We start from the raw sequence: 12,106 nt of genomic DNA, 5'->3' as shown, positions 1-12,106 counted from the left end.
TGTCGCATATCGTAAGGTGCAGGAATGGCGGAGCCTTCCCGGCCACACCGCTCGCAAGGGATCGCCGGGACATGGCCCACGGGCCGTGCTGCCTCGGCCGGCGGCCTTGCGCCGGCCGGCTTCGGCACCTGGTCATCGCTGGCCGAAACATTGCGCGCATGGGCGACGGCAGAAGCCGGTGCGGGGCGGCTGCTGCCGTGGGTGCCGGTGGCCTTCGGTAGCGGGATTGCTCTCTATTTCGCTGCCGACCGCGAACCCTTGCTCTCGGTCGCCGCGATCACGGCGCTGGTGCTGATGGCAGGTAGCCTGTTGTTGCGGCGGAGCAGGTTGTTCGCACCCGCCATCATGATCGCCGCGATCGCCGCAGGCTTTGCCACCGCGACCTGGAGGACCGCGCGCATCGCGCACACCGTTCTGGCAAAGCCGCTGTATTCGGTGGCGCTGTCCGGCTTCGTCGAGACGCGCGATATCCGTGAGCGCACCGACCGCTTCGTGCTGCGCGTGACTGCAATGGAGACGCCGCGCGGCGACATCCAGCTCGAGCGCGTGCGGCTGTCGGTGCGCAAGGGCACAGCGCCCGAGGTCGGCAGCTTCGTGCAACTCAAGGCGCGACTGATGCCGCCGCTCGCGCCGCTGCGGCCCGGCAGCTACGACTTCTCCCGCGACATGTTTTTTCAGGGCATCGGCGCCTCCGGCTTTGCGATGGGGGCGATCACGGTCGCCGCAGCACCGGAGGCGGGAGGCTTGCTGCTGCGCTATGCCGCGATCATGCAGGGCCTGCGCGATGCGATCGACGCGCGCATCCGCGCCACGCTCGAGGGCGACGATCGTGCGATTGCTACCGCGCTTCTCACCGGGCGGCGCGATGCAATCACCGAGCCCGTCAACGACGCCATGTTCATCTCAGGCCTCGGGCACGTGCTGTCGATCTCCGGCTAACAGATAGCCTCAGCAGTCAGAAGCATTCACTACGCTTCAAAATCCACAGTTTTCAACGGCTTACGGCCAGAAGCACGTGGCGGTTTTGTTCGCCAATGGTCAAGATCGGTCATTGGTTCGCGTCCCCCGTGCTTCCCAAAAAGGATGGACTGCTTCCCATGCTCAAGATTTCCGACGATCGCATCCGATTCACCGACGCCTTCGTGCGCAAGCTGACGCTGCCGGCCGGCAAGTCAGATCACATCCAGTGGGATCCGGACCTGCCGGGCTTTGGCGTGCGCTTGCGGCCCGGCAAGGCCTCCTACGTGGTCCAATACCGGGTTGGCGTGGAACAGCGCCGCAAGAGCCTGGGGGACGTCCGGAAGGTCACCGTAGAGGACGCCCGGGGCATTGCCCGGAAGCGGTTCGCGCAAGTCGAGCTAGGCATCGATCCCGACGCCGAGGAAGAGAAACGGCGGACCGAACAGACGGCCGACGCCCGGACGTTCGAAAAGGTCGTGGAAATGTACCTGGAGGCGCAGAAGCCGCGGGTGAGGCCGAACACCTACATTGCCGAGGAGAGGTATCTTCAGCGGCACTGCCAGCCCCTCCAGAGGAAGCCGGTCAGCAAAGTCAGCTTCGAGGATCTCGCAAGTCTGCTTCGCGACCTTGTTCGGGACCATGGGCCCACATCGGCCGCCCGGGCCCGGGGCGCGCTGCTGGCGTTCTTCTCATGGTGCATGCGACAAGGCCTGGCGAAGGCCAACCCGGTGATCGGGACGGAGAACCCGATCCGCGGCAAGGAGCCTCGAGACCGGGTTTTGGATGACAACGAGCTTCGCCTCATTTGGCGGAACTGCCTCGAGGATGATTTCGGGAAAATCGTTCGGCTCTTGCTGCTCACGGCATGTCGACGAGACGAAATCGGTGGTCTGCGCTGGCCGGAGATAGCCGAGAGCAAGCTGCTGCTGCCGAAAGAACGGACCAAGAGCAAGCGAGCGCTCGAACTCACGCTGCCTGCGACAGCCGTTGCGATCATTGGATCGGTGCCGAGGCGCAATAGCCGCGAGACGCTGTTCGGCGGCGGCACCAACGGCTTCAACGCGTGGTCGTACAACAGCCTCGCCCTTAACGCGCGCATTACCGCGGCCGAGGGGAAGGCCCTGGCGCCCTGGCGACTTCATGACTTACGCCGAACGGTTCGCACGCGCCTCGGAAAGCTAGGGGTGCTGCCGCACATTGCGGAGCTCGTTTTGAACCACGCCGGCCACAAGTCCGGAATCGGTGGTGTCTACGACCATCACGACTATGGCCCGGATATCGCCGACGCACTCCGGAAGTGGGAGGCGCACCTGCTTGCGATCGTTGGGCCAGCGACAACGTGATCTCGCTGCGTGGCGCCGAGGGTTGAATGGGCAGGCCCCCTTCAAGGTTTGTGACAAATCCGCGCGACGCGCTCGATAAGAAGCGCCGGCGCGAGGACTTTTTCACGCGCGCCGAACTTGTCGCGCTCGAGCAGTCTTGGCTCCTTGGCAATCCCGATGCTGGAAAGGAGGCTTTCTATCGCTGGTATGCCGAGACCTACTTCGGTCTTTCGCCTGACAAGATCGGCCGGGACGAAATGGAGCGAGTCCGGCAGCTGTTCCGCGACGCTAAGGTGCGCGCCCGGAAGGCGGGATGGCTGGATGATCAGGATAAGCAAAAAGGGTGAGTTATTTTACGGTGAAAGTTGAACTGCCATCGAACACTCATAGTGCATCAAGAGCTCTGAGGAGTGTTCGATGGAAGACGACCGGGTTATGTCATTCGACGACTGGTGCAAGCTCAACGGCTTTTCCCGTAGCACCGGCCAGCGCATCATCGCCGCTGGAAATGGGCCGAAGTTCATCAAGCTGTCCGAGCGCCGGAAAGGCGTGACCGTTGCGGAGAACCGCCGGTGGCAGCAAGCGCGCATGATTGAAACTGCCGCCTAAACGAGAAACGCCGCCCCTGGCCGGGCGGCGCTCGTGTTTTCAGATCAGCACAATTCAGGATCAGCGACGATGGACATAGAGCAAGCCAAGACGGCTGACAAGGGCGATCGCCGACAGCTTCCGAACAGGCGCGCAGCCGAGACCGTGACGTTTGAGCGCGACAATCTGCATTATTGCATGACGGTCGGTTCGTTTCCTGACGGCAGTCCCGGCGAAATCTTTCTCAATGCCAGCCTATCAAATTCTCTTCTGGACGTGCTCGCGAGTGACGCGGCGATCTTTGCATCGATTGCGCTTCAGTTTGGCGCACCGCTCGACGTGCTGCGGCATGCGGTGAAGCGGGACGCGCGCGGAATTGCGGCCTCGCCGATCGGCGCCGCATTGGATCTTATCCGATGAGCCGCCGCCCCACGCTCGACGAGCCGGTCGTCATCTCCAAGTTCTGGAAGAACCGCCGGCATGATGCGGTGATTGTTTCGCTCTCGACATACGAGGGGCACAACCTTTGCGACCTCCGCACACACGCCATGAAGGAAGGACGCCTGGTGCCGACGCCGAAGGGCCTGGCGGTGGTGGTGCGGCGGTTGCCAGAGCTCGTTGACGCCCTCACGAAGGCGTTGGCGAAGGCGCGCGAGCTTGGCTTGATCGATGACGAGAAGGCCGACGAATGAGCATCGCCATTGACGAGAGCCAGATCGAGGTAGAGCGCTCACCGATTCCATGGGAGGCATCGCAAGCGCTCCAGAGCTGGGACCGCACGCTTGCTAACGTCGAGCGGCCACTCCGGGCGATGCAGTTCACCCGGGCAGCAACCGAAGTCCTGCGGCTCGCCTCTGCCGAGGCAACGCCGCAGCAATGGCAGCAGCTTGTCGATGACCTCTATGCGATGGGAGAGCGACATGGCCTTCCGGCAGATGTGGTGCAAGGCCTGATGTCCGCAGCAACGCAGGCCCCGCCCGATAGGCGGTCAGGCGACTCCGCACGACCGCTGTTCGCGTCGGTGACCACACAGGATGAGCGCCCAGAACCACCGTTTGAGGAAAATCCCGAGTACGGCTATGGCGACGGCCAACCTGGGGACAGTCTTCTCGAGCCCAACTTGGGCGGCGAGGGCACCGCGCCCGTCACGCTGATCACGCCAGCGGACTGGCCGGATGAGGCGCCGCCGCCGGTGAGTTGGCTTGCAGACGGCAGGATCCCTCGCGGTGACGTCACGACGCTACACGGCGACGGCGGCGCTGGTAAGACCGACATTGCGATGCAGCTTGCGGAGGGCTGCGCGCGCGGCGCCGGCTACTGGCTTGGCCACGAGCTCCAGGCAGGCCCGGTAGTGATCCTCAGCGCGGAGGAGCCCGAGCGCGAGTTGCGCCGGCGCATTTGGCTACATGGTCGACGCGACAGCTTCAACCCCGCCGACCTGGTCGACCTGCATCTGTGGTTTCCCGACGATGTTGCCGGCGCCGTCTTCGCCGTTCCGACGCGCAGCGGCATCATGCAGCCCACCCCGCTGTTTCGATCGATCGAGGCCTCCATCGCGGCAATCGAGCCGGTCCTGGTGATTGTGGACAACGTCGCGGCCACCTTCACCGGCAACCAGAACGACCGCGTGATGGTGCGCAGCTACGTCAACCTCTGGCGGACGATCGCGCGCCAGGACAGCCACCCGGCGGTGCTGCTGCTCGACCATCCCAGCTTGTCCGGCCTGACCAACGGCAGCGGCCGCGGCGGCAACATGGACTGGCGCAACTCCGTCCGGTCAGCGCTCTATCTGCGCGTCCCGGAGGACAAGGGCGAGGCCGAGGGAGGCGTGCGCATCCTGGAGACCCAGAAATCGAACTACGGCCCCACAGGGCAGCCGGTGCGCCTGCAATGGGGTGACGGCGGGCTGGCCCTGGAGCACGCGCCCAGCTCGCTTGTCCGCCTCGCAGAGGACGCCAAGGTCGACGACCTGTTCCTGCGGCTGCTCGACAAGCGCAACGCCCAGGCGCGCCCCGTGAGGCCCGGCACTGGCAGGGACTATGCACCCGCCGAATTCGAAGGCGACGCCGACGCGGGCGGCATCAGATCGAAGGCGTTCAAGGCGAGCATGGAACGTCTGCTCAACGCTGGAACGATTGTTGTTGTCACCAAGGGTCCGCCGTCCAAGGCGACCAAGCACATCGAAAGGGCCCGTACATGACCCCTTCGATCGCCCCTGCGATCGCCCTTCACACCCTTCGATCGCCCCTGCGATCGGGTATGCAATCGCCCCTGCTACCACATGCAATCGCCCCTGCGATCGGGGTGTGCTCGATCCCCCCATACCCCCCTGTGCGATCGAAGCCCTCGCGCGCGGCTCCGGGCACCGCTCGTGCCGCTCGCATTCGGACACGGCTGCGCTGTCGCTCCGCTCGCGTCCAAACGCTCAGACCATGCCCACATCACAGCAGCAGGACGACAATCGACCAGCACGACCAGCAGGTGAGGGGATTGCAGAAGGGCGGAATTGACCTCATCGCACGGTCATGCGCGTTGATATTCAACGCCAGCACTCGGACCACTCGCGCCCAACCGTTGCCCAGACTCGCAGCCAGCCCCGCCCATGCGTTCGTTGCGATCGGCACACGCCAGGCAGCGGGCAGCCGGCGCGCTGTCCAGCGGACTTGCTACGCGTTCGTGCTCGCAATCCATCCCAGGCGCTTCCCAACAGGTTGACCATCCAACGGCTGGCGCTTGATCACCGTGCTTTCGCAAGGGCTTGGTCGAGCGGCGAGGGCAATCGCCCGATGTTGCGCTCACATCGGAAGGGTTTTCACCCGCGCTCTCTCATGAACCTCACAACTCTTGGAAGCAGACGCGCGCGAGGCAAGCGCTGGCGAAACGGCTGAATGTGCCGAAATGCTCGTACTTCCCCACAAAAAGACCCGACACCCCATGCCGGGGGGCAAAATCACAGCGCCGGTGGATATCTCGACCTCGTCCGCCAACATACCGCCGGCCTTCCGAAAATTGGCGGCTTCTCTCCTGAAAAAGTTGAGCATCGCGCCAATGCTCAGTGATGCTTCCATCAAATCTGTGGATGGTGACACTTCCTGATTATTCGTGACGCAGCGCCGTTCTTTGGTCCTGCACAGGAGGCGTTGCTGTGAGAGCGATCTCGGCAGATGCTCCCAACATCTAAGGGAGACATCTACATGTCGAGCGAACTGAAACAGGTGAGTGTGCGGTTTGAGCCGGAGCTTCACCAGCGATTGCAGGAAGAGGCGGACCGCGACCGGCGGCCGCTTGCCAGCCTGATCCGGAAGATCTGCGCGGAGGCGGCTGTCAAGCCGAAGCCCGAACCTCAGAACGGAGTTGCCGCATGATCGCAATGGCGCCTGCCGTGGATGAGATCGACGATGACGACGATTTCGTCGAGCTGCCGAAACTTGATCTCCTTGCACCCGCGGCGCTGGCCCAGAAGGATGCGGCGGCTGCCAAGCTGGCAGAGCTTGAGGCGGCAACCGGCCGAATGACCCTGGACCGCAACAACGGCAAGGCCGGTGCCGCTGCCGCGCTGCGCGATCATCTCGCCGCGATCGAGGCCGCCAGAACCGAGTTTCAGCTCGCGGAAGCCGCCTATGGCGAGGCGCTCGAGCAGGATGGCGCCGCGCGTCAGCGCTTGATCGACGCAATCCGCAGCCTCGATCCGGACTCGGCAGTCGAAGGCATTACGGCGACGAAGTGCTGTGACGACTGCGGCGGCGACAACGGCTGCATGATCCTCGGAGGGATCGGCCGCTGCGCCCACCCGGGGAAGGGCGGCGTTCCGCCAGCATACTCGCAGGATCCGGTGATCCGATCGTTTCGAACCGCCGCCGTGAAAGCAATTCGTGCTCAAGAGGAATCTGCAAATGACTGAACAGCCGCAACCGTCTCCGGCCGAAGCCTCCGCCCAGCTCGGTCAGCTCCGGGCCGATAAGGATTGGTCCGCGGCTTTTCTGGCGGGTAGCGGTCCGCAGGTTGCCGAATTTCATCGCCTGTCCGAGATCGCCGCGAAATCCGATGATGTCGACCAGGCGATCGCCGGCATCGAAAAGTTCAACGGTGTTTTCCGCGATACCAATCATCAGATCATGATCGAGGTCGCAGGCGGTCTGCGCGACATCGGGCTTCCGCACGAAGTCATCCGTCAAGCTCTCGCAGGGCAGCCAGTGTCGCGCGAAGAGAGGACGGCGGCCGAGCAGACCAAGATCAAGCTGATGGGTGATCCTGCCTGGGTGAAGGAATATCTCGCGGGCAGCGTTCCGCACCGCCAACAAATGACGATGGTGAACATCGTTGTAAACAGCCCCGTCAAGGACGCGACGACATGACCCCGCTGGATTTTTCGCCGGCTGGCGCGGCGCTGGCAAACTACGGCGGTGCGGCGCTCGCGCAACAGCGCGAGCAGGAGACGGAAGAAGTTCGCAAGCGGCGCATGGCGCAAGCACAGCAACGTGGTCTCAGTCCAGCGGGAACCGCGCTTTCGGGCATGGGCCTATTGGACGTTCAGATATGAAGCCGATCGACCACATCAAGAAATTCGTCGCGGATCTCCGAGCCGATCCGGAGCTTGCGGCACTCGCCGATGACGTGGAGCGCGCATTGCACGCGACGGACTTGGAAGCGGACTACAACGATCACGCCGCGGCATTCTTCGCTGGCGTGGAGTGGCTCGTCACGCAACCGCGCTCTCTGGACGAAAAAATCGAAGCGATCGCGAAGCTCGCGAACCAAAAGGGCTTCGTTCACATTCCCAACCTTCGCGAATTCGCGGGTTGGTAACAAAGGAGCAAAACTGAAATGGCTGATTGGGATCGTACTGGAACAGGAAATGCCTCGCACAACGCCACGCAATACGCGGCAGAACTTACGCGGCAAATCGCAATCAAGAATGCCGCTGGTTCGCAGTCAGCGGTGAAGGCCGCGGATGTCGCCTTTGCCCGCAGCATGCTCCAGAGCTGCCGGCAAAATAATATTCAGCCCGGCGTCTACGTTCAGATGCTTGTCGAGTTGGGCTTTGGCGGTGCTTGATGGCGAATCTGCCGAAGAAAAGCAGGACGCGAGCGCAGCGGCGAGAACTGGCGCCGCTCGAGGCGGTCGATGCGCAGGACGGTCCCGCCATGAAGGCGCTGCCGTCCGATCGGCATCGCGCGTTCGTGCGCGCTCTTTATCAGGTGAAGCCGGGACACGGAGCCAACGTCAAGGCGGCCAAGCTTGCGGGCTTTGGCACCCCGGAATCGACGCCGCAATCAATGGCGACGATCGCGAGCCGGCTCGCCCATGACGAGCGTGTTCTGGCTGCGATCTATGAGGAAGATCAGAAACACATTCGCGCCAGCGCGCCGCGAGCGATCCGCGCACTGTCAAGCCTGATCGAAAACCCCAACTCACGGGACCACGCGCGAGGAATTGCGATGGTGCTGGATCGCGTGCACCCTTCGGAGACAGTTCACAACGTCAAGGTTGAGCATGAGGCTTCGGCCTCGATGCGCGTAACGGCCGAGGTAATTGAAAAAATCATGGCGCTCGCAGCGCGCGCGAACGTTGCGGCAATGATCGACGTCACGCCGCAGAAGGATGCGCAGTCATGATCCGGCCAAAACCTGAGCAGTTCGACGAGATGACCGACACCGCAGCATGGCAGATGACATGGACCGACGACGAGGCGGTGCTTGCTCACACCCCGCCGGGCTATTGGTACGACCTGGTCAATATCAGCATGGTCAAGCGTTTGCTTCAGGCGGAGGAGATGTCTGCGGACCTGCGCCTGCGCTTTCTCGAATGGTTGAATGGATCGGTGCGGGGATTGATCTCGCTCGACGCAATGCAGACGGTCGCGCCTGCATGCGACACGGCGATGGAAATGATCAAGGAAATGCATCCCCTCAGCCTCGACGACAAATGCAGGCTCATGCGCAAATGGGACATCATGGCCGGCTTCTGCAATTTGAATCCGTCCTTGATCGCGGCGATGAGACTGTTTCGGCATCCATGCGGAATTGCGGCATGATGTGCGTAGGAGGAATTTCAATTGCGAACTGCCAACTGCGCTGACCAACGGTCTTGTGGCGGTTCACAACGCCACCGGAAAAACAGCTCCTGTACGAATCTCGTGACGCTGTCGTCGACGAACAAGCCCGGCAACACGGTGATCGGCATGGCGACTCCGAACAGCTCGACCAGAACCGTGTTCGATGGGCAGTCTGGTGGCACCAGCAACACGGGCACCATCGTCGCCGATACGACGTCCAACCCGTAGCAATCGGGCGGTGACTTCACGAAAACGGTCATTGGTCTCCCTTCAGCTTGCGCCAGCCCCAATGCGGTTCCTTTCCCTTGGGGTTGAACTCGGGGACGTGATGCCGGTTCAAGGCCCGCATGATGCCGATGCGGGCAAACATCGTCGGCCCGCCGCGCTCGACGACCAGCATCAGCGCCTCCATGGCGGCTTGCCATTCCGGCGCGTCGTGCACTTTCTTCGGAAGCGCGGCGATGTACTCGCCGGCATCGCGCAACGTGACCAGTTCGCGACCGTTCACCTCTATTGGATCCTCGAAAGGCCGCCCCGAGCCTCCTCTGCCATTTTCGCGCGTAATCCTAGCGGTGCGTTTTGTTGTCCACAGTGTCAATCGCGCTACATGGAATTGGCGGGAATTGCCGTAGGCTTCAGATGCGCCTTCATGGCGTTACTCTCCTCCCTAGTCCTTGAGCCCGCCGCGAATGGCGGGCTTCCTTCGATAGGCCATGCCTATCGATAACCCATCGCCCGAACAGGCGCTTTATTCCAGTTGAAGTCTGGCCGCACGTCGCCACCGCGCCTGCCACAGGCGGTGCAGACAAAACGCGGCTCGATGTCGGACAATCGCAGATCGTCGGGCCAGCGGTCAGCGCCGAGCGCCACGGAATGACTGCAACGGTAGTCCTGGCAGTAGACCAGGACACTGCGCACGCCCATTTTGCGCATTTCGCCGAAGGTAATTTTTTGAGGCCGCATGTCGACATGAAAGCGTCGCCGGCGGCGACTGGCAAATTGTCGATTCCTAGGAGTTCGGAACGGCGGCGAGCTACTGCGGGTCGTGGGTGCGGAATAGCTACGGCGTTTGGTGGTGCGCCTCGGGGCCACGGACGGGAAATCGAGCCTTTCCGATCGTTTAGGACCGGACCGGGCCTATTTACCGGTTCTCAATGCGATTCTCGTACTTGCAACGGAGTTGTCGGTCTGGGAATCATGTAGTTAGAGCAGAATTCAGGCTGTTAGACCCCGTGCCACACCCATCCTTCCCCAATCCTACGATTCAGGAAGCTCTGTGCGAGTTTCATTTTCAAGGAAAGCCGGGGTCGATGTGGACTCCGGCCAAGCCTGGCGCACTGGCAAACCTGTTGCGGAATAGTTACCCGGAGTTTGAGACGGTCACGGAACAGGGGTTCCAGATTGCCATTGGGTCAGATGGCATGGTCGCTCCCGCACCGATGGTCCCGCAATTTCGGCTTCGTTTCTCCAATCCCGAAAGTGTGTTTTTGCTGCAGATCGCGCAGAGCACGTTTTCGGTTCACACGGTGGGTCGATACCCGGGATGGCCTGCTTTCAAAGCGGAGCTCCTGAGGGCATGGGAGGCGGCGACGGAGGTTCTTGCACCGAATTTGATCACGCGAATTGGTCTACGGTACATCAATCGCGTTCCGCGCCTGTCGCAGGGCGAGCCCCCGCGCGCATGGTTGAAGTCTAGCAGAAACATTCCGGAGGCGTTGCTCGACTCGCTACCAGGATACGTCTTCAGGATGGAAGTTGCGACCGCAGAGGCGGAGCGCTCTGTGACAACCGTTACCACCGATCAGAGACCGTCAGAGAAGTTCGGCGCTCTCATGCTAGATATTGATCGCGTTTCGCAGCGTCTGATTCAGGCTGGTGACGCGCAACTGCCTGACATTCTAGAACGTCTCCATGAAGATGTTTGGCAGGTGTTTGACCAAGCCAAAAATGAAAATCTAGAAGCTTATTTGAAGGGCGAAAATCGTGACACAGCAGCTTAGGACTATCTCGCCAAGCACGTCTGTTACGTTGAACCAAGGCGTGCTCGGTGTTGATCATAAGAGCGTAGCGGTGTTCGAGCCGATCGCAGTTCCCGAAAGGGCCATTACTAGGATCCTATCAGATATCACCTTAGCCCAACAGGCTGGGGCGGTTGTGATTGTGTCGCACATAGTCGGGATCAGCGATGAATTTGCGCACAATGCTGTGGCGCCGAAGGGCAGAGCAAGGTTGAAGGTCGTGGCTCGCCCTGCCAAACCGGGCAGAATCAACGGTTCGGATTAAGCCTCAAGGTCGCGCTCTCTCATGCCAACTCCGTGGTATGAAATCGTGCAGGGAGACACGTTGGAAACGGGCGACATCATTCTTGGTTGCACCGTTTATTCACCGATATTTCCCGCTGAACCCGATGAGCCGGTCTCCGAAGTAGAAAGCTTCACTTTCGATCTCATTGTAATGTCGCAAACCTGCGACTTGGTGATCGGCCGCGAGAAGCTGGAGAACGTGGTGCTATGCCCAATCGCTCAGAAATCGGAGATTGAGCGAGATGCAAGCCATGCGCTTCGGCAGCGTGGCGCGCTCGTGCAGGCGGCAAAAAATAAAGAGCCGGCGTTCTTCATTTTGCAAGCGTCCGATCATCCAGAATGCTTGCGGGAGGTATCGGCCGTGCATTTTCGCGAGGTGCACACTTTGCCAGTTTCGTTCCTGCGGCGGGTTGCCGCGATGAAAGGCCCGCGATTGCGATTGTGTTCGCCTTACAAGGAAGCACTGGCAACACGCTTCGCAGCATTCTTTGGAAGAGTAGGGCTTCCTGAAGACATTCAGATCTGATGACAATCCCGTCAACGGACCCGTCGTTCTCCGATTCAACCAGCCAATACGTCAGCCATTGCGGCGAAACAGGCTGCGGCGGCTTCCTTGATGATTATTATCGGCATAGCCACAGCGGCCGGCGGATGCGCCGAAGCGCCCCCAGAAGGGCGGGCACCTAGCCTCCTCCCACCCGTCCGCTAGTCGCAGGGCCAAACCTTGTGCAGCGCGATCATCGCCAAGGCCCTGAATGGCTGGTGTAGGTCCTGGGGATGAGACTGCATATAGCTCACGACTATTCGGCCGGCCTGTACGGTAGTAGAGCTCTTTGGGCGGCATACCTTGAACCCATCCGGAAGAGCTTCTCCTAGAA

Annotated in this window: 19 protein-coding genes and 1 pseudogene; 17 read left to right on the top strand and 3 right to left on the bottom strand. The window is 61.6% G+C overall.

Annotated features, from left to right (window positions below):
- Positions 1 to 24 precede the first annotated feature (24 nt).
- The 15 genes and pseudogenes from QA640_RS25200 to QA640_RS25130 form a co-directional block, all read left to right on the top strand.
- A pseudogene (locus QA640_RS25200) lies at positions 25 to 936 on the top strand (ComEC/Rec2 family competence protein); the annotation flags it as partial.
- A 206-nt stretch (positions 937 to 1,142) separates the two neighbouring features.
- Positions 1,143 to 2,303, top strand: a complete 1,161-nt coding sequence (locus tag QA640_RS25195; protein WP_283035634.1) for an integrase arm-type DNA-binding domain-containing protein — start codon at positions 1,143 to 1,145, stop codon at positions 2,301 to 2,303.
- A 26-nt stretch (positions 2,304 to 2,329) separates the two neighbouring features.
- Positions 2,330 to 2,629: a hypothetical protein gene (locus tag QA640_RS25190; RefSeq protein ID WP_283035633.1), complete on the top strand. Its 300-nt coding sequence runs from the start codon at positions 2,330 to 2,332 to the stop codon at positions 2,627 to 2,629.
- Positions 2,630 to 2,699: 70 nt separating this feature from the next.
- Complete coding sequence (locus QA640_RS25185; RefSeq protein ID WP_279664225.1) at positions 2,700 to 2,891, top strand: transcriptional regulator; 192 nt, start codon at positions 2,700 to 2,702, stop codon at positions 2,889 to 2,891.
- Positions 2,892 to 2,960: 69 nt separating this feature from the next.
- Positions 2,961 to 3,290: a hypothetical protein gene (locus QA640_RS25180; RefSeq protein WP_283035632.1), complete on the top strand. Its 330-nt coding sequence runs from the start codon at positions 2,961 to 2,963 to the stop codon at positions 3,288 to 3,290.
- Positions 3,287 to 3,562, top strand: a complete 276-nt coding sequence (locus QA640_RS25175) for a hypothetical protein (protein WP_283035631.1) — start codon at positions 3,287 to 3,289, stop codon at positions 3,560 to 3,562. Before QA640_RS25180 ends, QA640_RS25175 begins: the two co-directional genes overlap by 4 nt.
- Positions 3,559 to 5,070, top strand: a complete 1,512-nt coding sequence (locus QA640_RS25170) for an AAA family ATPase (protein WP_283035630.1) — start codon at positions 3,559 to 3,561, stop codon at positions 5,068 to 5,070. The genes QA640_RS25175 and QA640_RS25170 overlap by 4 nt, the downstream gene beginning before the upstream one ends.
- Before the next feature lie 994 nt (positions 5,071 to 6,064).
- The gene (locus QA640_RS25165) at positions 6,065 to 6,235 is read left to right on the top strand and encodes a hypothetical protein (protein WP_283035629.1); all 171 of its coding nucleotides are present in this window, start codon (positions 6,065 to 6,067) and stop codon (positions 6,233 to 6,235) included.
- The gene (locus QA640_RS25160) at positions 6,232 to 6,771 is read left to right on the top strand and encodes a hypothetical protein (protein ID WP_283035628.1); all 540 of its coding nucleotides are present in this window, start codon (positions 6,232 to 6,234) and stop codon (positions 6,769 to 6,771) included. Before QA640_RS25165 ends, QA640_RS25160 begins: the two co-directional genes overlap by 4 nt.
- Complete coding sequence (locus QA640_RS25155; protein WP_283035627.1) at positions 6,764 to 7,225, top strand: hypothetical protein; 462 nt, start codon at positions 6,764 to 6,766, stop codon at positions 7,223 to 7,225. The genes QA640_RS25160 and QA640_RS25155 overlap by 8 nt, the downstream gene beginning before the upstream one ends.
- Positions 7,222 to 7,410, top strand: coding sequence for a hypothetical protein (locus tag QA640_RS25150; RefSeq protein WP_283035626.1), 189 nt, complete (start codon positions 7,222 to 7,224; stop codon positions 7,408 to 7,410). Before QA640_RS25155 ends, QA640_RS25150 begins: the two co-directional genes overlap by 4 nt.
- Positions 7,407 to 7,676: a hypothetical protein gene (locus QA640_RS25145; protein ID WP_283035625.1), complete on the top strand. Its 270-nt coding sequence runs from the start codon at positions 7,407 to 7,409 to the stop codon at positions 7,674 to 7,676. The genes QA640_RS25150 and QA640_RS25145 overlap by 4 nt, the downstream gene beginning before the upstream one ends.
- A gap of 18 nt (positions 7,677 to 7,694) precedes the next feature.
- On the top strand, positions 7,695 to 7,925 hold the full coding sequence (locus QA640_RS25140; RefSeq protein ID WP_283035624.1) for a hypothetical protein: 231 nt from the start codon (positions 7,695 to 7,697) through the stop codon (positions 7,923 to 7,925).
- Positions 7,925 to 8,485 carry a hypothetical protein gene (locus QA640_RS25135; RefSeq protein WP_283035623.1) on the top strand — a complete coding sequence of 187 codons (561 nt, stop codon included), beginning with the start codon at positions 7,925 to 7,927 and terminating at the stop codon, positions 8,483 to 8,485. The genes QA640_RS25140 and QA640_RS25135 overlap by 1 nt, the downstream gene beginning before the upstream one ends.
- Before the next feature lie 29 nt (positions 8,486 to 8,514).
- Positions 8,515 to 8,904 (top strand): hypothetical protein, encoded by a 390-nt coding sequence (locus QA640_RS25130; protein WP_283035622.1) that lies wholly within the window; start codon positions 8,515 to 8,517, stop codon positions 8,902 to 8,904.
- Between the two features lie 17 nt (positions 8,905 to 8,921).
- On the opposite strand, the gene QA640_RS25125 is transcribed toward QA640_RS25130, so the two are convergent.
- From QA640_RS25125 to QA640_RS25115, 3 genes are all read right to left on the bottom strand, one after another.
- Positions 8,922 to 9,185, bottom strand: coding sequence for a hypothetical protein (locus QA640_RS25125; RefSeq protein WP_283035621.1), 264 nt, complete (start codon positions 9,183 to 9,185; stop codon positions 8,922 to 8,924).
- A complete protein-coding gene (locus tag QA640_RS25120; RefSeq protein WP_283035620.1) occupies positions 9,182 to 9,433 on the bottom strand; it encodes a hypothetical protein in 252 nt (83 codons plus the stop codon). The genes QA640_RS25125 and QA640_RS25120 overlap by 4 nt, the downstream gene beginning before the upstream one ends.
- A 209-nt stretch (positions 9,434 to 9,642) precedes the next feature.
- The gene (locus QA640_RS25115; RefSeq protein ID WP_283035619.1) at positions 9,643 to 9,888 is read right to left on the bottom strand and encodes a hypothetical protein; all 246 of its coding nucleotides are present in this window, start codon (positions 9,886 to 9,888) and stop codon (positions 9,643 to 9,645) included.
- Positions 9,889 to 10,079: 191 nt separating this feature from the next.
- Here QA640_RS25115 and QA640_RS25110 point away from each other — a divergent pair, with 191 nt between their 5' ends.
- Both QA640_RS25110 and QA640_RS25105 read left to right on the top strand, forming a co-directional pair.
- Entirely contained in the window at positions 10,080 to 10,925 is an 846-nt protein-coding gene (locus tag QA640_RS25110; RefSeq protein WP_283035618.1) for a TIGR04255 family protein, read from the top strand.
- A 343-nt stretch (positions 10,926 to 11,268) separates the two neighbouring features.
- On the top strand, positions 11,269 to 11,754 hold the full coding sequence (locus tag QA640_RS25105; protein WP_283035617.1) for a hypothetical protein: 486 nt from the start codon (positions 11,269 to 11,271) through the stop codon (positions 11,752 to 11,754).
- Positions 11,755 to 12,106: the final 352 nt, after the last annotated feature.

The sequence above is a fragment of the Bradyrhizobium sp. CB82 genome (assembly GCF_029714405.1).
In the GTDB taxonomy this organism is placed as follows: Bacteria; Pseudomonadota; Alphaproteobacteria; order Rhizobiales; family Xanthobacteraceae; genus Bradyrhizobium.
The sequence above is the reverse complement of the archived record's forward strand: the minus strand, read 5'-3'. Positions and strand labels throughout refer to the sequence as shown.